Annotated in this window: 27 protein-coding genes; 11 read left to right on the top strand and 16 right to left on the bottom strand. The window is 39.9% G+C overall.

Annotated elements, in window-relative coordinates; translation table 11 throughout:
• Nucleotides 1–152 precede the first annotated feature (152 nt).
• From B7E04_RS02305 to B7E04_RS02280, 6 genes are all read left to right on the top strand, one after another.
• Complete coding sequence (locus tag B7E04_RS02305; RefSeq protein WP_080777197.1) at nucleotides 153–1,544, top strand: RtcB family protein; 1,392 nt, start codon at nucleotides 153–155, stop codon at nucleotides 1,542–1,544.
• Between the two features lie 83 nt (nucleotides 1,545–1,627).
• Nucleotides 1,628–2,179, top strand: a complete 552-nt coding sequence (locus B7E04_RS02300) for a nucleotidyltransferase family protein (protein WP_080777938.1) — start codon at nucleotides 1,628–1,630, stop codon at nucleotides 2,177–2,179.
• A 2-nt stretch (nucleotides 2,180–2,181) separates the two neighbouring features.
• A complete protein-coding gene (prfH, locus tag B7E04_RS02295; RefSeq protein WP_080777196.1) occupies nucleotides 2,182–2,880 on the top strand; it encodes a peptide chain release factor H in 699 nt (232 codons plus the stop codon).
• Nucleotides 2,867–3,364: a hypothetical protein gene (locus tag B7E04_RS02290; protein ID WP_080777195.1), complete on the top strand. Its 498-nt coding sequence runs from the start codon at nucleotides 2,867–2,869 to the stop codon at nucleotides 3,362–3,364. The genes prfH and B7E04_RS02290 overlap by 14 nt, the downstream gene beginning before the upstream one ends.
• A 145-nt stretch (nucleotides 3,365–3,509) precedes the next feature.
• A complete protein-coding gene (locus tag B7E04_RS02285) occupies nucleotides 3,510–4,049 on the top strand; it encodes a hypothetical protein (RefSeq protein ID WP_139785315.1) in 540 nt (179 codons plus the stop codon).
• Between the two features lie 3 nt (nucleotides 4,050–4,052).
• Nucleotides 4,053–5,045, top strand: a complete 993-nt coding sequence (locus B7E04_RS02280; RefSeq protein WP_080777192.1) for an enolase C-terminal domain-like protein — start codon at nucleotides 4,053–4,055, stop codon at nucleotides 5,043–5,045.
• A 128-nt stretch (nucleotides 5,046–5,173) separates the two neighbouring features.
• On the opposite strand, the gene B7E04_RS02275 is transcribed toward B7E04_RS02280, so the two are convergent.
• Together B7E04_RS02275 and B7E04_RS02270 are read right to left on the bottom strand one after the other, a co-directional pair.
• A complete protein-coding gene (locus B7E04_RS02275) occupies nucleotides 5,174–5,461 on the bottom strand; it encodes a cytochrome C (RefSeq protein WP_080777190.1) in 288 nt (95 codons plus the stop codon).
• A gap of 21 nt (nucleotides 5,462–5,482) precedes the next feature.
• Nucleotides 5,483–5,773, bottom strand: coding sequence for a c-type cytochrome (locus B7E04_RS02270; RefSeq protein WP_080777188.1), 291 nt, complete (start codon nucleotides 5,771–5,773; stop codon nucleotides 5,483–5,485).
• Between the two features lie 140 nt (nucleotides 5,774–5,913).
• On the opposite strand from B7E04_RS02270, the gene meaB reads away from it, so the two are divergent.
• Nucleotides 5,914–6,897, top strand: coding sequence for a methylmalonyl Co-A mutase-associated GTPase MeaB (gene meaB / locus B7E04_RS02265; RefSeq protein WP_080777186.1), 984 nt, complete (start codon nucleotides 5,914–5,916; stop codon nucleotides 6,895–6,897).
• Here the strand turns inward: meaB and B7E04_RS02260 are convergent.
• Complete coding sequence (locus B7E04_RS02260) at nucleotides 6,894–7,442, bottom strand: DUF4251 domain-containing protein (RefSeq protein ID WP_080777184.1); 549 nt, start codon at nucleotides 7,440–7,442, stop codon at nucleotides 6,894–6,896. The genes meaB and B7E04_RS02260 overlap by 4 nt on opposite strands.
• A gap of 106 nt (nucleotides 7,443–7,548) precedes the next feature.
• On the opposite strand from B7E04_RS02260, the gene B7E04_RS02255 reads away from it, so the two are divergent.
• Nucleotides 7,549–8,355, top strand: a complete 807-nt coding sequence (locus B7E04_RS02255; RefSeq protein WP_080777182.1) for a M48 family metallopeptidase — start codon at nucleotides 7,549–7,551, stop codon at nucleotides 8,353–8,355.
• 92 nt (nucleotides 8,356–8,447) lie between these two features.
• Entirely contained in the window at nucleotides 8,448–8,759 is a 312-nt protein-coding gene (locus B7E04_RS02250; protein ID WP_080777180.1) for a hypothetical protein, read from the top strand.
• A gap of 35 nt (nucleotides 8,760–8,794) precedes the next feature.
• Here B7E04_RS02250 and B7E04_RS02245 read toward each other — a convergent pair whose 3' ends face one another.
• The 12 genes from B7E04_RS02245 to B7E04_RS02190 all read right to left on the bottom strand — a co-directional run bounded on the left by B7E04_RS02245 (nucleotide 8,795) and on the right by B7E04_RS02190 (nucleotide 19,920).
• A complete protein-coding gene (locus B7E04_RS02245) occupies nucleotides 8,795–9,409 on the bottom strand; it encodes an outer membrane beta-barrel protein (protein WP_080777178.1) in 615 nt (204 codons plus the stop codon).
• Nucleotides 9,393–10,208, bottom strand: coding sequence for an ABC transporter ATP-binding protein (locus B7E04_RS02240; protein WP_062652039.1), 816 nt, complete (start codon nucleotides 10,206–10,208; stop codon nucleotides 9,393–9,395). Before B7E04_RS02240 ends, B7E04_RS02245 begins: the two co-directional genes overlap by 17 nt.
• Nucleotides 10,208–10,960 (bottom strand): MlaE family ABC transporter permease, encoded by a 753-nt coding sequence (locus tag B7E04_RS02235; protein WP_080777176.1) that lies wholly within the window; start codon nucleotides 10,958–10,960, stop codon nucleotides 10,208–10,210. Before B7E04_RS02235 ends, B7E04_RS02240 begins: the two co-directional genes overlap by 1 nt.
• A 120-nt stretch (nucleotides 10,961–11,080) precedes the next feature.
• Nucleotides 11,081–12,451 (bottom strand): exopolysaccharide biosynthesis polyprenyl glycosylphosphotransferase, encoded by a 1,371-nt coding sequence (locus tag B7E04_RS02230; protein ID WP_080777174.1) that lies wholly within the window; start codon nucleotides 12,449–12,451, stop codon nucleotides 11,081–11,083.
• 174 nt (nucleotides 12,452–12,625) lie between these two features.
• Nucleotides 12,626–13,255 (bottom strand): 7-carboxy-7-deazaguanine synthase QueE, encoded by a 630-nt coding sequence (locus B7E04_RS02225; protein WP_080777172.1) that lies wholly within the window; start codon nucleotides 13,253–13,255, stop codon nucleotides 12,626–12,628.
• Between the two features lie 7 nt (nucleotides 13,256–13,262).
• Entirely contained in the window at nucleotides 13,263–14,147 is an 885-nt protein-coding gene (locus B7E04_RS02220) for a bifunctional 5,10-methylenetetrahydrofolate dehydrogenase/5,10-methenyltetrahydrofolate cyclohydrolase (protein WP_080777170.1), read from the bottom strand.
• Between the two features lie 21 nt (nucleotides 14,148–14,168).
• Nucleotides 14,169–14,999, bottom strand: coding sequence for a class I SAM-dependent methyltransferase (locus B7E04_RS02215; RefSeq protein WP_080777167.1), 831 nt, complete (start codon nucleotides 14,997–14,999; stop codon nucleotides 14,169–14,171).
• Nucleotides 15,000–15,002: 3 nt separating this feature from the next.
• Nucleotides 15,003–16,643 carry a glucose-6-phosphate isomerase gene (gene pgi, locus B7E04_RS02210; protein WP_080777165.1) on the bottom strand — a complete coding sequence of 547 codons (1,641 nt, stop codon included), beginning with the start codon at nucleotides 16,641–16,643 and terminating at the stop codon, nucleotides 15,003–15,005.
• 208 nt (nucleotides 16,644–16,851) lie between these two features.
• On the bottom strand, nucleotides 16,852–17,460 hold the full coding sequence (locus B7E04_RS02205; protein ID WP_080777162.1) for a hypothetical protein: 609 nt from the start codon (nucleotides 17,458–17,460) through the stop codon (nucleotides 16,852–16,854).
• Nucleotides 17,450–17,959, bottom strand: coding sequence for an RNA polymerase sigma factor (locus B7E04_RS02200; RefSeq protein WP_062652047.1), 510 nt, complete (start codon nucleotides 17,957–17,959; stop codon nucleotides 17,450–17,452). Before B7E04_RS02200 ends, B7E04_RS02205 begins: the two co-directional genes overlap by 11 nt.
• A 23-nt stretch (nucleotides 17,960–17,982) precedes the next feature.
• Nucleotides 17,983–18,855: a TraB/GumN family protein gene (locus B7E04_RS02195; RefSeq protein ID WP_080777161.1), complete on the bottom strand. Its 873-nt coding sequence runs from the start codon at nucleotides 18,853–18,855 to the stop codon at nucleotides 17,983–17,985.
• A 153-nt stretch (nucleotides 18,856–19,008) separates the two neighbouring features.
• Complete coding sequence (locus tag B7E04_RS02190; protein WP_080777159.1) at nucleotides 19,009–19,920, bottom strand: DUF4349 domain-containing protein; 912 nt, start codon at nucleotides 19,918–19,920, stop codon at nucleotides 19,009–19,011.
• Nucleotides 19,921–20,128: 208 nt separating this feature from the next.
• On the opposite strand from B7E04_RS02190, the gene B7E04_RS02185 reads away from it, so the two are divergent.
• Nucleotides 20,129–21,487, top strand: a complete 1,359-nt coding sequence (locus B7E04_RS02185) for an acyl-CoA dehydrogenase family protein (RefSeq protein WP_080777157.1) — start codon at nucleotides 20,129–20,131, stop codon at nucleotides 21,485–21,487.
• Nucleotides 21,488–21,568: 81 nt separating this feature from the next.
• Here B7E04_RS02185 and B7E04_RS02180 read toward each other — a convergent pair whose 3' ends face one another.
• A complete protein-coding gene (locus B7E04_RS02180; RefSeq protein WP_080777155.1) occupies nucleotides 21,569–21,946 on the bottom strand; it encodes a DoxX family protein in 378 nt (125 codons plus the stop codon).
• A 157-nt stretch (nucleotides 21,947–22,103) separates the two neighbouring features.
• Here B7E04_RS02180 and B7E04_RS02175 point away from each other — a divergent pair, with 157 nt between their 5' ends.
• Nucleotides 22,104–22,352, top strand: coding sequence for a hypothetical protein (locus tag B7E04_RS02175; RefSeq protein ID WP_080777153.1), 249 nt, complete (start codon nucleotides 22,104–22,106; stop codon nucleotides 22,350–22,352).
• Nucleotides 22,353–22,368 lie beyond the last annotated feature (16 nt).

Below are 22,368 nucleotides of genomic sequence, written 5' to 3'. Positions count from 1 at the left end.
AAAAGAACAGGATTATTGAGCCTTATCAGGATTCCTGCGTGCTGTTCTTCACACAAACCGTTCAACTAATATGTTAGTTGATGAAAATAGTTATACACAGATCAAAGTCTTGAATCTTGTGTCTGACATCTTATGTCTTAAAAATTAAAACAATGGGAAATTTAAAACTAAAAGGAAAAGATATATTAAAACTCGGATATCCGAATAATCAAAGTGTTAACGTGGCTTTGGAGGTCATGAAAAGAAATTTTGCAACCAAAAATATTCATCATGTAAAATCTATTTTAAAAGAAATCCTCCTGAATCCGGAAAGCTTTGAAAAAGACCTGACTTTCGGACAGATTGCGGAATCATTGCTTTCGTCCAGAAAAACAGAGAAAAGAATGCTCAATACGCAGCGCGTCCCGTTTCAGATCTTTGGAAATAATATTTCTGAAGAAGCAAAAAACCAGCTGTACACAGCTTTAAAACTGCCGGTTTCTGTACAGGGAGCCTTGATGCCCGATGCACACAGTGGGTACGGACTTCCGATAGGCGGTGTTCTGGCGGTAGAAAACGCAGTGATCCCCTACGGAGTAGGAATGGACATTGGCTGCAGGATGAGCCTCAGTATTTTGGATATTCCGGTTTCATACCTTGACGGAGCAAGGGATAAATATGAAAAAGCCCTTGCTGAACATACCAAATTCGGGATGTACGAAACCCACAAATCTCATATTGATCATGAAATCTTTGAGAGGGATACCTTCGATATGATCCCGGTTTTGAGAAGATTGAAAGGAAAAGCCATTAAACAGATGGGATCTTCCGGCGGCGGAAATCACTTTGTGGAATTCGGGGAAGTGGAAATTACGGAAGAAGATGAGCAGATCGGGCTTCCGAAGGGAAGATACCTGGGAATATTGTCTCACAGCGGATCCCGAGGGTTAGGAGCTGAGATTGCACAATATTATTCAAGAGTGGCCGCAGAACAGTGCCCGCTTCCAAAAGAAGCCCAACAGTTTGCATGGCTGGATCTGAATACGCATCTCGGTCTGGAATACTGGACGGCGATGAACCTTGCCGGAGATTACGCATCCGCATGTCATGATGATATCCACAGAAGGCTTGTAAAAGCCGTGGGAGGAAGAGTGAAAGCCAGAATAGAGAACCATCACAATTTTGCGTGGAGAGAAATTCATAATGGGAAAGAAGTGATTGTCCACAGAAAAGGAGCCACACCTGCCAATAAAAACGAGCTGGGAATGATTCCGGGTTCTATGACCGCAAAAGGGTTTATCGTTCGTGGAAAAGGAAATCCCGATTCCCTGAACTCGGCATCGCATGGAGCAGGAAGAGCCCATTCAAGAGGAGAATGCAGAAGTCTTTTCACCCAGAATGACATCAAAAAAGAGCTGAAGCTAAAAAAGGTTACGCTGATAGGCGGAAATACGGAAGAAGCACCAATGGCGTACAAGGACATTCACGAAGTGATGAACGCACAAAGTGAACTGGTAGACATTCTCGGAACTTTTCAACCCAGAATTGTGAGAATGGATAAATAACAGAAGTTGCTGGTTTTCAGTTGTCGGTTGAAAAACCAGTACTGATAACCGGAAACCGGCAACTATTAACAAAAAACAAAAAAATGGGAGCACCTCATAATATAAAAAGATACGGAGAAGTCTGGCCGGAGTTTAGAATCCTGCACGGACTCGAAATTTTAAATAAATTAAAAGATAAGGTCATTATATCGGGCGGTTGGGCCTGGCATTTTATGTCCGAAGAAGGGCATACGGAATATAAGCATGCCCACGACCACAAGGATATTGATGTTTTTGTAAGAAAAGAAAATGCTGGAGAAGCGGTTATGATCCTCATGCAGGAAGGATTTCAGAAAGTCTGGACCCGCTACGACCACCTGCAGAGTGAGGAAAACTTCCGCAGATATGAAAAAACGGCAGAGTTGGAAAACGGAAAATCTCACAGGATTACCATCGATTTTTTTGAAAGAAATGATCTTGAAACTATTGAAATCAATGATTTTACCGTGGTTAATCCGGAAACCTTACTGACCTTTTACAGAAATATCCATTCCAGTGATAAATGCTGGGCGGTAATGGCGGCTAAAGATTTATTGCAGAAAGGGATTGATCCTGTAGGACACCCTAAATTAAGTGAAATTCCAAAAGTGAATTAAAAATGGAAAAAATCATACAGATCACCTCGGGAAGAGGACCTTTAGAATGCCAGTGGGTCACTGCGAAGGTGCTGAAGGTCTTCCTTGAAGAAGTTAAAAATAATAATACAGCCTACGAAATCATCCACCGTGAAAATGGGGATGAAAACCTGACTTTGAAATCGGTAACCATTCTTTTAAAAGGAAAAGACCTGGATGTATTTTTAAGAACCTGGCTGGGAAGCATATGCTGGACCGGAAAAAGTACCTTCAGGAAACTTCATAAAAGAAGCAACTGGTTCATCGGCGTTTTTGAGCTGGAAGAACTGGAAAAAATCAGTTTCAGTGAAAAAGATATTCAGTTTCAGACCACAAGAAGCCAGGGAAGCGGCGGGCAGAATGTGAATAAAGTAAATACTGCCGTGCGCGCTGTCCATGTACCGACCGGAGAAAGTGTATTTGCACAGGATTCACGTTCGCAGCTGGAGAATAAGAAACTTGCGGTAATGCGGCTGAAAGAAAAAGTAACCGGATTGTATATCAGACAGCTGGAAAAAAGAATGCAGGACACCTGGAACAATCATCTGCAGGTGCAGAGAGGAAATCCCGTCCGTACATTTTCAGGAACAGATTTTAAAAAGAATTATCAGGATAAATCATTTAAAAAACAGAGAAATATCCTGAAAAAAGAACTCAAAAACGACAGGTATGACCTTAACTAAAAGTAAATATTATTTTGAAGCACTGGATAACTACCCTTACAGCCTTCCGGATTGTCTGGAAGCATTGAATTATGCTTTGTCCTACGATCGTGAAGATGCAGACAGCCTTTGTCTGATGGGAAGAATATACAGCGAAATGCTTACCGATTATGAAAAAGCAAAAATTTATTTCGGGGAAGCGATGCTGTGCAATGTCGGGAACCTGAATACCCCGCAGTATTACATCAAATGCCTTTTGGATAATGAAGATCTGGAGGAAGCGGAAAAGCTCATCAATTATGCTTTAAAGATCAAAGGAATTGATAAAGCCAGGATACTGATCCAGAAATCACTGCTTTTCGAGATCAGATTTGAATATAAAAAAGCATTGAAGCCGTTGAAAGAAGCAAAAAATTACAGCTACAATCAGGCTATGGTAGATTTTTTGAAAAACAGGGAGAAATTTATTAAAGGGAAGATGCCCAAAACCAAAAAAAAGAAATAACTATAACTCATGGCCGGAATTTATTCCGGCTTTGATTTTTTCAGAAGGTCTTTTTTTGTAGCTTTAGAATATGAAACGCCTTATTTTTTTGCTTTTATTATTGATGTTTTCCTGTAAGAAAAATGAAAATAATCCAAATACTAAATTGAATATCAGTTTGATAGATGAAGATTTGTATTTAAGATATGAAGTTTTGAATCAGTTGATTGATAAAGACAGTATTTCTTTAGATGAAAATAATAATGTATTGATTACCCCTTTGCAGGCAGTTTATCTTTTTGAAAAGGAAAATGATGAATCCAGACCTTTAGGAGTTCATCTGAAATATGATTCCGTTTTTTCAATTAAGGATTCTGCCTACTACAAAAGCCAGGAAAAAATAACGCTTAATTTCAAACTGGATACAGCAAAAATCAGGAAGACATTACAATATGTTTCAGATGAAGATCTCAGTAAATTAACAGAGAACAGGGAAAAAGATTTTTGGACTGCGTTTCGTTCAAAATTTGGCCATCAGTGTATCCGTAAGTTTTCCGTACCTTTTTTTAATAAAGAAAAAACGCTGTGCATTGTGCAGAATTCTGTCTCTTGCGGTTATTTAAATGGAAGCGGGTATACTGCAATCTATAAAAAAATCAAAGGTAAATGGGTTGAGGTTAAAATAGTAGAACAGTGGATTAGTTAGGATATGACGATAAATTGGGAAATAAAAGAGCTGAAGTTAAAAGAAACCTTCTCCATCTCCTACGGGAATTATGATAAAAGAGAAGCACTGCTGGTGAGATTATCTCATTTAAACGGTCATGGGTATGGCGAATGTGTTGCGATAGATTATTATCGGATAAACCTGAAGGCCCTCATTATAAAACTAAAAGAAATACAGCCTCTGCTTGAGATGCAGGAGATCATCCACCCGGCAGATTTTTTCCTTTTTCTTTCCAGGCTGGATCTCCATCCCTTTTTATTGTCCGCCCTGGATTGTGCCTATTGGGATCTCTTTGGAAAACTTGAAAACAGAAGCTTTACGGAACTCAATAATATCCCTGCAGGAAATCCCGCAGAAAGCTCCATTACTATTTCAGTAGCAGCTATTGAAGACCAGATCAGGAAGATAGAACACAGCAGCTGGAACAAATTCAAAGTGAAGTGTAAAGGACTGAACCATGATCATGTAAAAATACTGCTGAAATTAAACCGGAATATAGCGCTTGACTCGAATGCCAGCTTTACAGATGAAGATTGTATCTGGCTTCAGGAGTATGAAGGTAGCAGTCAGTTTTCCTATCTGGAACAGCCAGGACCTGTTGGAAATTACAAAGTACTCTGTAAAGATGGTTTTGCCAACTGGATGGCAGATGAGGACTGCCAGGATCTTGATTCCCTGGAAAAGCTTGTACCATATTATCAAAGCGTGAATATCAAACTCATGAAATGTGGAGGCCTCACACCGGCATTAGGAATGATCCGGAGGGCAAAAGATCTGGGATATAAAGTCATGATCGGATGCATGACAGAATCTACAGTGGGGATTTCTGCAGGCTGTATGCTCGCAGGACTTGCAGATTTTGTGGATCTGGACGGAGCCAACCTGATCTCCAACGATTATGCCGCCGGAAACTTCGTAGAGAACGGGGAAATTAGATTAACCGGAAAACCAGGATTAGGAATTGAGTTAAAATGAGAAAAGAGCGATAAGTTATGAATGATTGGTGATCAGTTAAAAACCCAAACATCTTCTAACCCAAACACCCTCTAACCCTAATACCCTCTAACCCCCAAACTCTTAAACCCTGCGCCACTCTCTAAAAACTACTTCTTATTCACAGAAATCAGGTAATCATAAACCATCTGGTGCTGATCATCGGTGAGCTTGGCTTTGGGAGCCATTCTGCTTAAGGTTTTAATCCATCCCTGGTCATCATGTTTAGCAGGATCCGGGAGTTTGTGGCATCGGGAGCATGAGTTTTCAAAAATAGTTTTTCCCTGAACCAGCTGTTCAGACGCGGTATACTTGGGTCCTGTTACAGCAGTGCTTTTAGGTCCGCATGATACCAGCAATGTGGCACCTCCTGCTATACTTAGAATTACTTTTTTCATACCCTTATTTTGATTTGGTGATTATTTTTTCACAGAAACAACATAATCATAAACCCACTGGTGCTGCTCATCCGTCAGTTTTGCTTTTGGTGCCATAGAATTCATGATGCCTACCCATTGTACAGAAGTGTATGCTGTAGGCTCCGGTAGTTTATGACATTTTCCGCAGGAATTTTCAAAAATGGTTTTTCCTTGTGCTATTTGCTCTGCAGTAGATACGGCAGGTCCTATAGGTCCGGACGTAGATGTCTTGGGAGTACAGGAAGCCAGTAATATGCAGGTAAATAATGCAGCAGCGGATATTTTTTTCATGTTTCTTGATTTTGATTTAAAACAAATGTAGGAATTTCCCCAGCCCGCTGATAAACCGGACGCTAGTTTTAATTTAGAAGAAATAAAATTAATACCCGTTTATAGAGGAGTTTGAAGGTTATTTTTATAATTTTGAATCAATGAAATTTTCTACAGAAGAACTAATTGAAGGAATACGGTCAGGGAACAAGCGCCTGATCGCAAAAGCTATTACATTAGTCGAAAGTAAAAAAGCGGAGCACAGGAATCAGGCTGAGGAACTTCTGAAGCAGATTATGCCTTTTACAGGAAAATCCGTTAGGGTAGGAATTACAGGAGTGCCGGGTGCCGGAAAGTCTACGTTCATTGAAAATTTCGGAAGGCTGGTAATCAGCCATGGCAAGAAAGTAGCGGTTCTTGCGATTGATCCAAGCTCTTCCATCAACAAAGGAAGTATTTTAGGCGATAAAACCCGGATGGAAGAACTGGCCAAAGAAGAAAATGCTTTTATCCGTCCTTCCCCGAGCTCAGGATTTCTTGGAGGTGTTGCCAATACGACTTTTGAAACTATGATGATCTGTGAAGCGGCCGGATATGATTATATTCTGATCGAAACAGTGGGAGTAGGGCAGTCTGAAGTGCTGGTGGCTGATATTACGGATGTTTTTTTATTTCTGAAAATTATTGGCGGTGGAGACGAGCTACAGGGTATTAAGCGTGGAATTATGGAAATGGTGGATCTTATTTTCATCAATAAAGTGGATCAGGATAATCTCCAGAAAGCAAAAAATACAAGGCTGGAACTGAAACGTGCACTGGACTTTATTCCTCCCAAAGAAAAAAACTGGAAAATCCCCGTGCTGCTGGGATCAGCTCTTTACAACGAAGGACTTGAAGAAATCTACACTAAAATAGATGAATTCATCAGCCTGAAAAAGAAAGCCGGACGTTTTAACGAGGTACGTACCCACCAGGCCGAAAAACGGTTTGAATACTGGGTTCAGGAATATATCCTGGCTATGATGAAGAGAAGTAATTCTGTGGAGGAAGCCTATATTCAGCACAAAAAAAATGCTTCAGAAATGGTTTCAAATCCCAGCACTGAAGCAAAATTATTTGTTGAAAAGTTCTTATCCGGAGACTAAGGCTTTTCCTTTTCTTTCTTGGTCTCTTCATTCTTGGAAACATAGCCGTCATAAGTGATGGGCTGCCTGTCGTTGCTTCTCACGGAAACAAATGCTTTTCCCTTACTGAAAACCTCTATCGTCATTTCATCCACATTTCTTACATCATTAGGTTTGATCTTTAAGATCCAGTTTCCTTTTTTGTTTCTCGATTTTTTGATGGTGAAATCCTTGGAGGTGAACCGGTAACTGTTTTCAGCTGTATTGTATGAAGGATTGAACATTCTTCCGAAATAAGGAAGGGCCACATCCAGGTTATTCTTCTTAATCTCTATGGAATAACTTCCATCAAGTTGAAGCATTCTGGCTACTGGAGCATTCTGAATAGAACCCATCACATTGATCACATCATAATTCATTGGATTGGCCCGCTGGGCAACAAAAGTAAATTCCTCGGAATCTACCAGAGTATCTACCATTTTAGGGTCCAATGTGGCCTGAGAAGAACAACTCTGGAAGAAAAAAAGAAATCCAAAAATAAATATAAGTGAAATATACTTTTTCATGATCGTAATAATTGTTAAATTTAAATAGCAAAATGTATGCAAATATATCCCTTATCTATAATTTTGGAATAAAAATTGTAAATGTTGAATTATTAACACTCGAACTATGAAATTAACACATTTATTAGGAATAGGAGCAGTGGCTCTGTCTACTGCAGCTTGTACTACTAATCCAATTACGGGCAGATCTTCATTGCAGATTGCAAATAATTCGGAAATACTGACCATGTCTGCCCAGGAATATAAAACAACATTGTCCAAATCTAAAATCATTTCAGGGACTGCAGATGCCAAAAGAATAGTGAGTGTGGGAAGCAGAATAAAAAGTGCCGCGGAAAGGTATTATCAGAGCATAGGAAGATCAGCAGATCTTGCCAACTACAGCTGGGAATTTAACCTGATCCAAAGCAATGAACTGAACGCATGGTGCATGCCTGGTGGGAAAGTGGCCGTATATACAGGAATTCTTCCGGTTACAAAAAACGACAACGGTCTTGCAGTAGTAATGGGACATGAAGTTTCCCACGCTCTGGCAGGACATGGAAATGAGAGAATTTCCCAGGCGATGGTCGCTCAGTATGGAGGATCTATTTTGGGTGGAACCATTTCCAATTCACAATGGGCCGGTATTTTTGAAAAAGTATATCCTATCGGGTCCCAGGTGGCCCTACTGAAATACGGGAGAAACCAGGAATCTGAAGCTGATGAAATGGGGCTTTACCTGATGTCTATGGCCGGATATGATCCAAGAGAAGCCATTCCTTTCTGGAACAGAATGGAGGGGGCATCTTCAGGATCCAGACAGCCGGAATTCCTTTCTACCCACCCGAATCCTGAAACCAGGATTTCAGATATCAATAAAGACCTTCCGAAAGCTTTGGAATATTACAAAGCAGCCGGAGGGAAAATATAACGATTCAGAATTTTAATCTTGTAAAGCCTTATTAAATTTTCACTAAATTGGGTAAGGCTTTTTTTTAATTTTAACCACTAAACACAATATTTATGAAAAGTTTATCAATTACCGGGCTGATATTACTGGCGGTTTCAGCACTTCTTTTTTACCTGACTACAGATTTTACAGTAGGGGGAATTACCATTTCACACATGATGGGCGTGATGGCCGGAGTGGGTATAGGCCTTATTATTGGCGGAATGGTGGGCTATGTAAGTAAGGGAAGTGCTATAAAAGCGGAAGAGAAAAGAAAAGAATTCAAACAACTGCAGAAAGATAAAGAAGAGCTGGAAAAACAGGCAGTGGAAATTGCCAGGAGAGAAGCAGAACTTCAGAAACAAAATCAAAACCCTCAAATCTAAGATATTGAGGGTTTTTTATAGAAGTTATTTTCAAATTATTTAAATCGGTAACCGATACCTACCAGAAACAGGTTAGGTCTGTTGTCATATCGTACCTCTGCACCGGAAACTTTATTGATGAAGTTTCTTTCATCCTTGCTGAATGATCCTTCGTAACGGGCATTGATAAGGAATTTTTTGATTTCAAGCTGGGCCCCGAACTGGTAGCCAACGGTGAAATCATTTTTAGCATTTTCCTTAAAGTCATTGTAGGTATTATCCGTGCTCAGATTATAGCTGGCAACAGGTCCTGCATAGATACCAAGCATATCTCCCAGAACTTTGTGTCCCAAAAGAAGCGGAACGTCAATACGGTTGCTTTTTACATCAAACGTCGTATTTTCCGTAGTGAATTCATTTTTGAAGTGGGTGTAGTATACCTCCGGCATTACGTAAAATGCGGCAGGAAGGTTTACTTTTAGGGAAAGCCCTACATTGAACCCTGCATTGTTTTTCCCTGTCCCTTCAATGGCATCATTTACCGTTCCTTTGATATTTTTCCAGGAAGGAGAGCCTGTCGGGAATATAAGGTTGGCTTTTCCTGCCAGAGAGATCTGTGCAGAAGCGAACATTGAAAACCCGATTAATGCTATACTAAGTATCTTTTTCATTATCATCTATTTTATGGATTGTATTTTCAATCGTTTTATTATTTTCAAGTAAATATTCTCTCAGCTCTTTAAACAGTTCTGAAGAATAAACGAAGTCTATAAGATTTTTATTGCCTGCGGTGATGAGGATGTCTTTATTACCTTCCCATTCTTTGATTCCCAGACGGAGATACACAATTTTCTCCCCAATCGTCATTACAGAGTTCATATCGTGGGTATTGATGATCGTTGTGGTGTTATATTCCTTGGTGATTTCCAGGAGAAGGTCGTCAATAATATTGGAAGTGTACGGGTCAAGACCCGAATTCGGTTCATCACAGAACAGGTATTTCGGATTGTTGACGATGGCCCTCGCAATGGCCACACGTTTCTGCATTCCTCCTGAAATCTCAGACGGAAATTTTCTGCCCGCTTTATCCAGGTGTACACGGCCGATCACTTCAAAAACCCTTTTCTTTTTTTCCCTGAACGTAAGGTTTGTAAACATGTCCAGCGGAAACATGATATTCTCTTCCACCGTAAGAGAGTCAAAAAGCGCACTGCCCTGGAATACCGTCCCGATTTCTGAGCGCAGATGCTGTTTTTCGTCTCTGGTCATTACATTGATGTCACGGCCGTCAAAAAGGATTTCTCCGGATGATGGCTGGTATACATTCAGTAAGCTTTTCAGGAAAACGGTTTTTCCGGAGCCGCTCTGCCCGATGATCAGGTTTACTTTTCCTTTGTCAAAAGAAGTCGAAATTCCCTTAAGTACTTCAACATCACCAAAACTTTTCTTAAGATCTTTTACCTCAATCATCAGCTTAATATTAATTGGGTTAAAATTAATTCGGAAATGATAATAAATACCATGGTCCATACCACTGCCTGTGTACTGGCTCTACCTACTTCCAGCGATCCTCCTTTTACATTGTATCCGAAATAAGAAGGAACGGTAGCAATAATGAAAGCAAATACCGTAGTTTTAGTAAATGCGTAATATATAAAGAGGTTAGGCATATACATCTGAATCCCTACAATATAATCGTTTTCCGTCCAGTTTCCTGTCAGGACTCCCGCAATATATCCCCCGCAAATCCCAAAAACAATACTGATCGCAATCAGAAGAGGATTGAAAATGATACAGGCAATAATTTTAGGAAATATCAGGAAATTGGGAGAATTGACCCCCATAATATCCAAAGCATCAATCTGTTCCGAAACCCTCATGGTCCCTATACTGGAGGCAATATATGAACCCACTTTACCAGCAAGGATTAAGCTGATAATGGTAGGCGCAAATTCTAAAACCAGTACCGCTTTCGTAGCATATCCTACGAAGGACGGAGGGATAGGAAAAGAGGAGGCGTCAAAGTTATTGAACATCTGAATGGCTACTACCGCTCCTACGAATATAGAAGTGAAGACCACCAGGCCGAAAGAATTGACCCCAAGATCATTAATTTCTCTCATGAACAGCTTCCAGAAAACCCTCATTTTCTGTGGTTTCTGCAAGGATTTACCTAGAAGGATCATGTATTCTCCTACTGCTGTGAAAAACTTTTTTAACATGCTGCTAAATTAGGTTTTTTTATTTAAATTAAGGGTAAAGTTCGCTTCCTCGCCCTAAGGTTTACCTAACCTAAGCAGCAAATATGATTCCTTAATTTTAATCTTTTCTTTTTGTTTGATTTATTTTGCGTTTTTATCTCCGCCGATGACCAGTAAAACGGTCTTTAAAATAATAACCAGGTCCAGAACAAAACTCCAGTTTCTTACATAGAAAGCGTCCGCAAGAATACGTTTCCTCATTTCTACTTCCACATCCCCGTAATCCCCCCGAAGCCCGCTTACCTGGGCAAGACCTGTAATTCCCGGAGAAACCATGCTCCTTAAGCTGTACCTTCCGATTTTTGGTTTATAATAGTTATCCACAGCCAGCATGTGCGGACGTGGTCCTACAATAGACATTTCCCCTTTCAGGACGTTGATAAACTGGGGAAGCTCATCAAGGCTGGTTTTTCTAAGGAATTTCCCGATTTTAGTGATTCTGGAATCGTTTTCTGCCGTTGTTTTTGTAGCAGACTCATCGTTTACAACCATTGTTCTGAATTTCAGGCACGAAAACACCTCTTCATGGAAACCATATCTTTTCTGAACGAAAAATACCGGGCCTTTGGAAGTTGCTTTTATTAAAACAGCAATGATTGGAAACAGCCATGAACACAGCAGAAGCAGAATGACTGCCGAGAAAGCAATGTCAAACGTTCTTTTTACCAGGAAATTGGAATAAAAATCCAGCGGATATTTTGCCTGGCTGAGAATCGGCTGTGTCTGGATATATCCGAGATCATAAAGGAAGAAATCACTCTGCGAAATACTTGGGATCAGAGATACATGAACCTTATTGTCTTCGGCCAGCTTAAAGATCTCTTTTTCCACCTCTTCACTGAATGTATTTTCTGTGGATAAAAATAGCGTATGAATTCCATTCCTTTTCCAGAACCCAACCAGATCGTCTGAATTGATACCAGGATTTTCGTACTCAAAAATTTTATATCCGTAATCTTTTCTGTTTTCAAAGATGTTTTTCAGAATGTCCGTTGATCCTTCTTCACCCAGGAACATCACATTTCTGTAATTAATCCCCAATGAACGGAAATATTTTATACTGAAATAGATGACCGATTTGACAAGGAAAATAAAGAAAAAGAGATAAAACGACAGCCAGTATATATCTGAATTGAAAAATACGTTTTTACTCACTTTCGCAATAAGCAGAACGCCCAATATGAAAAACAGGAAGTGAATCAGGAGACGTTCCAGAAACAAAGTATAGGTGAGGTTCCTCTGGATATTATAAATCTTTGTTCTGCCGCTCAACAGCATCCAGAACAAAAACAGCAATATGAGTGAGAAGATATTCTCGTACCATGTCTCTTTATTATACTTCAGATTTTCGTTCCGGCTTACAAAAAAGAAAATAAAAATAGATGCAATAACCAAAAGGTCAAGCAAAATAATAATCGATTTCAGGTATCTAGAGTATCGAATTCTCTGCATCTATCGGTGTTATAACGGATACTATGGGCTAATGTACGTAATTTTCACTGGAAATTCCGGTATTCTGTAAATATTCTGGATTTTCTTCTACTACTTGAATACTTCAGGCACAAAAACGGACATATTAATAAAAAAAAGACCTCTAATCCTTTTTTGTGAAATTTAAGACAGTGTCTAAGGAATATTCAGATATTTATGGGTCTGTACCGAGGCTTGCCATTCCGGATGTGCCAGGATAAAATCGGTGATTTTAGGATACATCTCATCACGCTTGCTCCATTCGCTTTGCATATACAGCTTACAGTTTTCAGAAACCTTTGCGGCCTGTTCCTGGGCAAACGTAAAATCATGCTGATTGAATATAATCACTTTAAGCTCGCTGGCCTTTTCATAAATCTCCTCTTTCGGAAGTCCTGTTTTTTTGGGAGAAAGTGTAATCCAATCGATGTGGCCGCTCATCGGATACGCTCCTGACGTTTCAATATGAATGGTACATCCCAGTTCTTTTAATTTTCCTGTCAGAATATCCAGATTCCACATCAGAGGCTCTCCGCCCGTAAGCACTATTGTTTTGCAGTGTTTTGCTGCGGTTTCGGCAATTTCTTCTGCGTTCATCAGCGGATGCAGGTTCGGATCCCAGCTTTCTTTTACATCACACCAATGGCACCCCACGTCGCAGCCTCCCAATCTGATGAAATAAGATGCTTTTCCTGTGTGTGCTCCTTCTCCCTGTAAAGTGTAAAAATGCTCCATTACCGGGAGCATTTTACCTTCTTTTAATAAAATATCTTCTTCTCTGTTCATTTTAAAATTAGTCGTTATAGACCGAAGTTTTGTATGCGATGATGGTATTTTTCATCAGCATGGCTCTGGTCATAGGGCCTACTCCTCCGGGTACTGGTGTAATCCAGCTTGCTTTGGCTGCACAGCTGTCAAAATCAACATCGCCCGCAAGATAATATCCTTTAGGAGAGTCGTCATCTACTCTTGTAATCCCTACATCCACGATTACAGCGCCGTCTTTGATCATATCACCCTTTAAGAAGTGCGGATCACCTAAAGCAGTAATAACGATGTCTGCGCTTTTTGTATATTCTTCAATATCCTTTGTATAAGAGTGCGTCAATGTCACGGTAGAGTTACCCGGGAAATCTTTTCTTCCCATCAGGATGCTCATCGGTCTTCCTACGATTTTGCTTCTTCCGATGATGACACAGTCTTTCCCTTTGGTTTCAATATTATATCTTTCCAACAATGTCAGAATCCCGAATGGCGTAGCAGGAAGGAACGTATCCATTTCCAGGGCCATCTTCCCGAAGTTTTCAGGGTGGAAACCATCTACATCCTTTCTTGGATCAATGGCCATGATGATCTTCTCCTGGTCAATCTGGTCCGGCAAAGGAAGCTGTACAATGAAGCCGTCTACTTCTTTGGATTTGTTTAGCTCATCAATCTTTTCCAGCAATTCAGATTCGGAAACAGTGCTCGGGAACTTGAGAAGAGAAGAACGGAATCCTACTTCTTCACAGTCTTTTACTTTAGAGTTTACGTACGCTTTGCTGGCTCCATTGTTCCCCACAAGAATGGCCACCAGATGGGGAGCCCTTTTCTTGCCTTCAAGGATTTTTTCTACTTCAGCCTTGATTTCAGCCTTGATTTCTTTGGATACTTTAAGTCCGTCAAGAATTTCTGCCATTTTTACTTTATTTACTTTTATTTAGATTTTTTTGAATACAACAATATCCTGGAATTCATCGGCACCTTCTCTTTCCACATCTGCTCTCCAGAATCCTCCTTTTACCATAGCTACCTGCAGTCCGGCTTCAGCCGCCATCTGGTTCAGCAAAGGAATGCTTACCGCAATATTGGCTGCGGTTACCTTGTCATCCATCAGCCTGTATCCGTCATATTGATGAGGGAAAGGCATGCTGCCAAACTCCTTTTTGGTTTCGTCATACAGAAAGAATGTGGCCAGGCATTGCCCATCGCTATTCATTACCCTGCTGATTTCTTTCAGGTATCTTTTGATTTCAGGTATCTGCATGTGGGTGAATACGGAAAACAGGAACACTTTATCAAACAGGCCATCTTCGTAAGGAAATGTAAAATCTTCTGCCTTTTGGCTGAATGTATTGTACAGATCATTATAAATAGGGGTAAACTTGAACTTAAAGTTTGGATGTTTTTCCCCGATATTTTTATTGCACCAGTTAATTCCTTTCTCTACCGCATCAAAACCATCATAGGTTCCTTTATCAATAATGTCTGTAAGTGCTACCGCCGTTCTTCCTATACCACATCCTACATCCAGAACATGATCTGTATTTTGGATCCCGATGTGCTTTTTAAGAGCATTCACCTGACGGATTCCGTGGGCAATAAAATCATCGCCGCGGCCGCCTACATAGATGTCTCCTTTTTTAGGGGCATTTTTAGATCTTTTCCCGGTAAGACCATCATAGAGATCGATCGGGAAAAAATAAATTTTTCTGCCCAGAAGCCTTAGGCCGGGTGGAAGTTTATAATAATATGACCGTAGTACAGACATAGGTTATTTATTTCCTTTATAATAATTGATCAATCCGTTGGTAGAGCTGTCATGAGAACTTACCGCCTCATTATTTTCAAGCTCCGGAAGGATCTTATTAGCTAAAACTTTTCCTAATTCCACACCGAACTGGTCAAAGCTGAAAATATTCCAGATCACCCCTTGAACAAAAATCTTATGCTCATACAAAGCGATTAACTGTCCCAATGAAAAAGGAGTTAATTCTTTGAAAAGGATAGAATTGGTCGGAGTGTTTCCATGGAAAACTTTATAATTAAGCAATCTGTCTATTTCCTCATCGGATTTTCCTGCATTTCTTAATTCTTCTTCTGCTTCTTCTTCAGATTTTCCGAAGGCAAGCGCCTCAGTCTGTGCAAAAAAGTTGGCTAAAAGTTTAGGCTGGTGATCAGAAACTGCATTACTGCTTTTTGCATAAGCGATAAAATCTGCCGGAATCAATTCTGTTCCCTGGTGGATAAGCTGGTAGAAAGCATGCTGTCCGTTGGTCCCCGGCTCACCCCAGATAATTGGTCCCGTTTCATATTCTACAAATTCGCCGTTTCTGTCTACACATTTTCCGTTGCTTTCCATATCTCCCTGCTGAAGATAGGCTGCAAACCTGTCCAAGTATTGGGAATAAGGCAGAATAGCATAGCTTGTTGCTGCATAGAAATTACGGTACCAGATGCCTAAAAGCCCCATCAGAACCGGAATATTTTCTGAGAAATCTGCAGTCTGGAAATGCTGGTCTGTATCGTTGGCTCCTTTTAAAAGCTGCTCAAAATTGTCATAGCCCACCGCCAGAACGATGCTCAAACCAATAGCGCTCCAAAGGGAATATCTTCCGCCTACCCAATCCCAGAACTCAAAAATATTTTCCTCTGCGATTCCGAATTTCTTAACTTCTTCAATATTAGTAGATAAAGCAACGAAATGTTTCGCAACATCCTCTTGTTTTCCTGCTTTTAAAAACCAGTCTTTTGCAGAGTTGGCATTGGTCATGGTTTCCTGAGTGGTGAACGTCTTGGAAGCGATAATGAACAGCGTGGTTTCCGGATCCAGTTTTTTAACGGTTTCAGCGATGTGATTTCCGTCTACATTGGAAACGAAATGAACATTCAGTCTCGTTTTAAAATGCTTTAAAGCCGAACACACCATCACCGGACCAAGATCCGAACCTCCGATGCCGATATTCACCACATCCGTAATTTCTTTCCCACTAAAACCTTTATGTTCCCCGGAAATAATTTTTTCGGAGAAGAATTTCATGTGATCAAGGACTCTTCTGATCTGTGGTTTGATATTTTCACCGTCTACGATGATTTCTTTATCTGAAAAATCTCTTAAAGCGGTATGAAGAACGGCTCTTCCTTCCGTCTCATTAATCTTTTCACCTGAAAACATCTGGGAAATGGCATCTTTCAACTGGCATTCGTTGGCTAGCTGAATAAGAAGCTCTTTTGTTCTTGAATCGATCAGGTTTTTGGAATAATCAAAAAGAAAATTGTCTTTCTGTATGGAAAATTCATTAAAACGGTTAGGATTGTACTGGAAAAGGCTTCTCATATCGAAGTCGTTTCCTCCAAAATGTTCGTCAAGTGCTTTCCAGCTGTTGGTATGTATAGGGTTTATTTTTGATAGCATATGATTAGGAATTATATAGATTCAGAAAATAAAAGCAGGATTAAAATGTATAAAATCCATATCATTTTATTTCTGATCTGCAAATTTACGGAAAAATAAAACCTCAGATAAATTTGAGCGTGATAAATAACATTTTTTTAAAAAAAGAAACCCCGGATTTGATCTGGGGTTACATCGTTATTCTTTTGTGAAAGAGGGTACAGTAAAATTATTCATCCATTTCGTTCAGAATATTTTCAAGATGTTTAGCATTTCTTCCGTAAATATATTTGGTCCATAAGACAATCCCGGCGACCATGGCTCCGGTTCCCAGGAGAACGCTTATGATCAGGGTCTGCTGAAAAGAATTTGAGATATGTCCCAAAGATTCTCCTTTTTTCTCCAGTAAGTTGTAAAATTCCAGTCCTATCGTGATCATCACGTGAGGGAGAAGCAGGAAGCCGAAAGACTGGTATCTTTCCATATTTAGTTTAAGCTCGTGGTAAATTTTCCAGAGACTGGTTTTGGTATTTCCTGAATAAAGTTCGGTCTGCTTATAAAATTTATAGAAGCCAAACAGGTAATAGGAAGATATCACCACCAGCATGACATATGAAGTATAGTAAATAACATATTGCGAGGTGGGAAAGCCCAGCTGTTGTGGAAAAAAACCAATAAGAATCACAGCGATAATCTGCATCGGAAATTCCGCTTTCATACTTTTCTGGATTTTTTCAATAGGATGCTTGCTTTTCTTTAATTGTTCTATGGTGTTTGGAATATGGACGTTGTCACCGTCTTCCTTATTCCACTGTTCTTTTAATTGATCAAAATTCATAGCCTGATTTTTTTATGATTTGCTGTATTTTTTCTTTTGTTCGGTTTAGTTTTACGCGGGCATTCACTTCACTGAGCCCCAGGTTGTCGCCGATCTGCTTGTGGGACATGCCTTCCATGAAATAGAAGATTACTGCTTTTTCAACCGGTTTCAGTTCCTGGACTGCGGCGTAGAATACTTCCAGCTGCCGGTCTTTTGAAGGATTGTAATCTTCATTCTGAACTTCAAAATGCTGCGGTACATCCGTCTGGTCACTTGTCCGCTGTTTCTCCTTTTTCAGATAAGTGATCGCGGTATTGATGGCGACCCGGTACATCCACGTAGAAAATTCACTGTTTCCTTTGAAGTTCTGGTAAGATTTCCACAGCTGGATCAGGATTTCCTGCTGAAGGTCTTCCCGGTCCTCCACAGAATCCGCATAGATACGGGACGTCTTGTACAGGATGCCTTTGTGCTGGTTGATGAGCTTTAAAAAAGCGGTTTCAGTCTGACTGCTCACAATAGTTTCATGGTTTGGTTAGTTTATAGGCTCGCTACCGGTTTCACGGTGTATCCTTTGGATTTCAGAAGCTGGATCACTCCGTTTTCTCCCATTAGGTGGGCGCCTCCAACGGCAAAGAAAGAACTTTCTTTTTTCATCATATCCGGCATTTTTTCGGCCCAGTTTTTATTCCGGTCTGTGAGCATGGCCTTTTCCTGGTCTGCATTCATTATTTTATCATCTTTAAAAAGTGTGTAAACGGATTGCACATCTTCTTTTTTGAATGCTGCCACCATTTCTTTAAGCAGCTTTTCATATTCTTTTCCCATTTTCAGCTGCCCGATCACTCCTTTCAGATCATAAGCCTTATTGATAGAATTCATCTGGTCTTCCACTTTTTCCAGCCCGTATACTTTCTTTTTGTTTTTAAGGGCATTTTGCAGAAGCTCAATTTCATATAGTTTTATTTCAGTCTGCGGGCATGGAACCGCTTTTAGGGAGATCAGTGCGTAGAGACCCTGGGAGCTGGAGTTATCCATTTTCTTAAGATCCGTTCCATAGTCAGCAATAAGGAGTTTATCTAATTCCTTTGCTTCTTCAGGACTCAGCTGGTCGGATAATTTTTTATCGGCCTGAAACATTTTCTGCATTGCTGCCATTTCTGCAGGATCCGTATAATTGATCTCCATGACAAGCTGATCAGATTTTTCAAGGGCTTTCATCACTTTCGGCTTTATTTCAAAATCCTGGCTGCACATGATGTGGCAGGTTCCTGCAAGATAAGAAGGTTTTGTGAGTCCGTTTCCGGAAATTTCCCAGAGGGTACTGTTTTCTGTGTTTTTATTCTGTGCTTTTACAGCCATCATATTCAATGATAATAATGCCGCAAACCCAAGTTGTATTAAATTTTTCATATGATTAAGTTTTTGATTTTCTTATTCTTTAAACAGTAGGTAAGGGCACTTCAATAATCGTTACAGTTTTTTTCAAAAAAATAAAAAACCTCCTGAAACAGGAGGTCTGTAAAATCTAAAATTATGATGATAACCAATTGGTTAGGATTGCTTTTATTCTCCGGAAATTTTTGTGCTTTCCGGTCTTGCCAGCTTTCTTTTTCTTAAGAAATAGAGTATTGCTGTTAAAATTAATAGAAGTGGCCATATGGTAATAAGCCCGACAGCGATCTTTTGAATCAGGTAAAAACCTTCTACAAAAGCGTTTTTAGCATCATAGATAAAATTGAATTTATATTTATTGTCCATGCTGCTGGTATTGGTCACTGCAATTTCAGCAATGCGCAGTTTGGGTTCTTTGATATAAATGTCTATCGTGCTGTACTTCAGATTGTCCGTAACATCCATGTTCGCAAGCTGCTGAAGATTTCCTTCCGCCATATTATCATTGTCAAGCTTTACTTTATCTTTGTTGGTTTTCAGCTGCTCTATATTTTCGCCGTTTTTTTTAATTCTTTTGCCTTCCATTTCGGCGTACTTAATACCTGAGGTTACATCTTCCGCATTGATTATTCTGGAATTCAGGAACAGTTTCTTATTGTTAATCAAAGTAAGCAGCTCGCCCAGTTTTTCCGTAGGAACTCTTACCTGCATGGTATTTTCCGTCTGGAATTTTTTAATCATCATGGCATTTTCATTGGATGTATTATACGTATCTTCAGAAATTACATTGCTGCGGAGACTACTGTGGGTCACAAATCCTCCAAGATCCTGAACAGATTTTTCAATGGAAACTGTGGCTTCATACACATCCTTAACTTCCATATTTACATCAGCTGTTTTAATGAATTGCTTGTCTTTTACCGTCATGCTTGCGGCAGAGGATACACTGTCGGAAATATTGACTGTTGCAGAATCTGTCGTTGAGTTTGCATATTCGGTAGAAACAGCTTCTCCTTTTTTACATGAATAAATCCCTAATAAAAGGACTGCGGATAGTGATAGTTTAATGTACGTCGTTTTCATAGCGTTTATTTTTTATGGTTTGCTTAGGTCAAAGTTCAATCAGGAATTATTGTAATATTTGAAAATCAGAAGTAAAAAGTTTGTAAAGAAATATTTCCGGTTTAATTTACTGTAAATGAATGTTTTGTAAAATAAATTACGATTTGTAACCTTGTTTTCGGAGCAGTTTTTGCTTAACTTTTACAAATCAATCCCACAATACATTACTATGTCAAATACTTTTTCCAAAATCAGAAACGCAATAGAACTATTCAGATCCATAGATTTTGACCAGTTAAGTGCTATCTCCCAGAAAGTAGACCTCCCGAAACTGATGCAGAATTTCTCCAGACTGGATGATAAACAGCTGAACGGAATGATGAAAATGCTTGATCCCAACAAGAAGAAGAAAGAGCTTCCTCCTGTTGACGGTGATTTTTATGATATCTACCATACCCTCACTCCGGAACAGCGGGAAATTCAGCTAAAAGTAAGAGCATTCATGGAAAAAGAAGTGAAGCCTTTGGTGAATCATTACTGGCTCAGGGATGAATTTCCTTTTGAACTGATTCCTAAATTCCAGAAACTGAATATCTGCGGTGTAACCTATGAAGGTTACGGATGTCCGGGAATGCCCTTTCTGATGGAAGGAGTTATTGCAATGGAAATGGCAAGAATTGATGCTTCCATTGCAACATTCTTCGGCGTGCAGTCAGGGTTGGCCATGGGATCTATTTACATATGCGGATCGGAAGAGCAGAAACAGAAATGGCTGCCTCAGATGCAGAAATTTGAAAAAATAGGAGCTTTCGGGCTTACAGAACCTGAAGTAGGGTCGGGAGCAGCAGGCGGACTTACCGTAACCTGCAAACAAACACCCGAAGGATGGATTCTTAACGGACAGAAAAAATGGATCGGAAACGCCACTTTTGCCGACCTGATTATCATCTGGGCAAGAGACCTGGACAGCGGCGAAGTAAAAGGGTTTATTGTAGAAAAAGATAATCCGGGATATTCCGTGGAAAAAATAAAAGGAAAAATGGCATTGAGGATCGTCCAGAATGGATTGATTACTTTAAAAGACTGTCTGGTAACAGAGGAAAACCGTCTGCAAAATGCTAATTCATTTAAAGATACCGGAAAGGTGCTTCGCATGACCAGGGCCGGAGTAGCATGGATGGCTACAGGATGTGCACGGGGAGCTTATGAAAGTGCTTTACAATATACGAGAACAAGAGAGCAATTTGGAAAACCTATTGCTTCATTCCAGATGATCCAGGGTCATCTGGTGGAAATGCTTTCCAATCTTACTGCAATGCAGACCATGGTTTTCAGGCTATCTGAAATGCAGGATGAAGGAATTTTAAAAGACGAGCATGCCTCACTGGCCAAAGTATTCTGTACGCTGAGAACACGTGATATTGTTTCCAGAGCCAGAGAAGTGATGGGTGGAAACGGAATCCTGCTTGAGTATGATGTGGCAAGATTTGTAGCAGATGCTGAGGCTATTTACTCCTATGAAGGCACAAAAGAAATCAATTCCCTGATTGTGGGAAGATCAATTACGGGTTTCAGTGCTTTTGTTTAGGTAGCAGGTAAAAGGTGTCAGGTAGCAGGTATTATACGGTCTTAGATAACTGCCACCTGCCACCTTTTACCTATAATCTTTTTAACTAATCAAAGCCTTATATTTCTCCCTGTTATCAATAATCATCCAGATATTGATCAGGAACATCACCACAGCCATGATGATTCCCATCTGGTTCGGATCCCTGTAGACATTGTGAATAAGGATTCCCACCATAACCGGAAGGATAATAATAGCCCCCAAAGCTCTGGTCTTCGGGATAATAAATAAAAGTCCTCCGATAATTTCTACAATACCCACTAAAGGGATCAGCCAGCCAATTTCACCGAATGCTGCAAAGATTTTCACCTGTTCTGCAGTTAGCTTCGGCATTGGTGAATAATGAAGAAATTTGTCAAGTCCGGCATTGATAAAAACCAATCCGAATAAAAGGCATAGAATAAACTTTACGATTTTCATGTTTGATGATTTTATATCAAATGTAAAACAAAAATGATATTCAAAGCTCTGTTTTTATTAAAATTTGTTAATGTTTTTGGTTTTTCCCTGTGTGTGGAATAATTTATGGTTTCATTTGGTATATTTGTTCTGCAAATCAAAACTAAACTATCGTATTATGTTGAAAAAACTTCAAAAATTAGATCGTGAGCATTTAAAAAAAATCAATGGAGGTGGAAAACCACCTATCTGTGATATCGGACCGGTAGGCTGTCCTTGTAAAATACCGCCGGGAGACCCATGTTTAGGCGGGGGTGGAGGAGGAACGAATCCGGGAACGGATTTAGGATACTGTCCGGACAATCAGTCTTATATTCCATGCGATCAGCTTTGCCCAAGTGGAATGAGCCCATTCTGCGCATTATAAAAAATCTGCCTCATCT

It is taken from the genome of Chryseobacterium phocaeense (assembly GCF_900169075.1).
GTDB lineage: Bacteria > Bacteroidota > Bacteroidia > Flavobacteriales > Weeksellaceae > Chryseobacterium > Chryseobacterium phocaeense.
The sequence above is the reverse complement of the archived record's forward strand: the minus strand, read 5'-3'. Positions and strand labels throughout refer to the sequence as shown.

What these genes read in the sequence shown, in the direction of transcription:
- pgi (WP_080777165.1), bottom strand. Translation starts at nt 16,643, where the DNA reads ATGCTATCAAAAATAAACCCTATACATACCAACAGCTGGAAAGCACTT.
- B7E04_RS02245 (WP_080777178.1), bottom strand. Translation starts at nt 9,409, where the DNA reads ATGAAAAAGATACTTAGTATAGCATTAATCGGGTTTTCAATGTTCGCT.
- B7E04_RS02185 (WP_080777157.1), top strand. Translation starts at nt 20,129, where the DNA reads ATGTCAAATACTTTTTCCAAAATCAGAAACGCAATAGAACTATTCAGA.
- B7E04_RS02300 (WP_080777938.1), top strand. Translation starts at nt 1,628, where the DNA reads ATGGGAGCACCTCATAATATAAAAAGATACGGAGAAGTCTGGCCGGAG.
- B7E04_RS02205 (WP_080777162.1), bottom strand. Translation starts at nt 17,460, where the DNA reads ATGAATTTTGATCAATTAAAAGAACAGTGGAATAAGGAAGACGGTGAC.
- B7E04_RS02235 (WP_080777176.1), bottom strand. Translation starts at nt 10,960, where the DNA reads ATGTTAAAAAAGTTTTTCACAGCAGTAGGAGAATACATGATCCTTCTA.
- B7E04_RS02230 (WP_080777174.1), bottom strand. Translation starts at nt 12,451, where the DNA reads ATGCAGAGAATTCGATACTCTAGATACCTGAAATCGATTATTATTTTG.
- B7E04_RS02275 (WP_080777190.1), bottom strand. Translation starts at nt 5,461, where the DNA reads ATGAAAAAAGTAATTCTAAGTATAGCAGGAGGTGCCACATTGCTGGTA.
- B7E04_RS02280 (WP_080777192.1), top strand. Translation starts at nt 4,053, where the DNA reads ATGACGATAAATTGGGAAATAAAAGAGCTGAAGTTAAAAGAAACCTTC.
- prfH (WP_080777196.1), top strand. Translation starts at nt 2,182, where the DNA reads ATGGAAAAAATCATACAGATCACCTCGGGAAGAGGACCTTTAGAATGC.
- meaB (WP_080777186.1), top strand. Translation starts at nt 5,914, where the DNA reads ATGAAATTTTCTACAGAAGAACTAATTGAAGGAATACGGTCAGGGAAC.
- B7E04_RS02195 (WP_080777161.1), bottom strand. Translation starts at nt 18,855, where the DNA reads ATGAAAAATTTAATACAACTTGGGTTTGCGGCATTATTATCATTGAAT.
- B7E04_RS02255 (WP_080777182.1), top strand. Translation starts at nt 7,549, where the DNA reads ATGAAATTAACACATTTATTAGGAATAGGAGCAGTGGCTCTGTCTACT.
- B7E04_RS02260 (WP_080777184.1), bottom strand. Translation starts at nt 7,442, where the DNA reads ATGAAAAAGTATATTTCACTTATATTTATTTTTGGATTTCTTTTTTTC.
- B7E04_RS02175 (WP_080777153.1), top strand. Translation starts at nt 22,104, where the DNA reads ATGTTGAAAAAACTTCAAAAATTAGATCGTGAGCATTTAAAAAAAATC.
- B7E04_RS02215 (WP_080777167.1), bottom strand. Translation starts at nt 14,999, where the DNA reads ATGTCTGTACTACGGTCATATTATTATAAACTTCCACCCGGCCTAAGG.
- B7E04_RS02220 (WP_080777170.1), bottom strand. Translation starts at nt 14,147, where the DNA reads ATGGCAGAAATTCTTGACGGACTTAAAGTATCCAAAGAAATCAAGGCT.
- B7E04_RS02190 (WP_080777159.1), bottom strand. Translation starts at nt 19,920, where the DNA reads ATGAAAACGACGTACATTAAACTATCACTATCCGCAGTCCTTTTATTA.
- B7E04_RS02290 (WP_080777195.1), top strand. Translation starts at nt 2,867, where the DNA reads ATGACCTTAACTAAAAGTAAATATTATTTTGAAGCACTGGATAACTAC.
- B7E04_RS02225 (WP_080777172.1), bottom strand. Translation starts at nt 13,255, where the DNA reads ATGAACAGAGAAGAAGATATTTTATTAAAAGAAGGTAAAATGCTCCCG.
- B7E04_RS02180 (WP_080777155.1), bottom strand. Translation starts at nt 21,946, where the DNA reads ATGAAAATCGTAAAGTTTATTCTATGCCTTTTATTCGGATTGGTTTTT.
- B7E04_RS02270 (WP_080777188.1), bottom strand. Translation starts at nt 5,773, where the DNA reads ATGAAAAAAATATCCGCTGCTGCATTATTTACCTGCATATTACTGGCT.
- B7E04_RS02305 (WP_080777197.1), top strand. Translation starts at nt 153, where the DNA reads ATGGGAAATTTAAAACTAAAAGGAAAAGATATATTAAAACTCGGATAT.
- B7E04_RS02240 (WP_062652039.1), bottom strand. Translation starts at nt 10,208, where the DNA reads ATGATTGAGGTAAAAGATCTTAAGAAAAGTTTTGGTGATGTTGAAGTA.
- B7E04_RS02250 (WP_080777180.1), top strand. Translation starts at nt 8,448, where the DNA reads ATGAAAAGTTTATCAATTACCGGGCTGATATTACTGGCGGTTTCAGCA.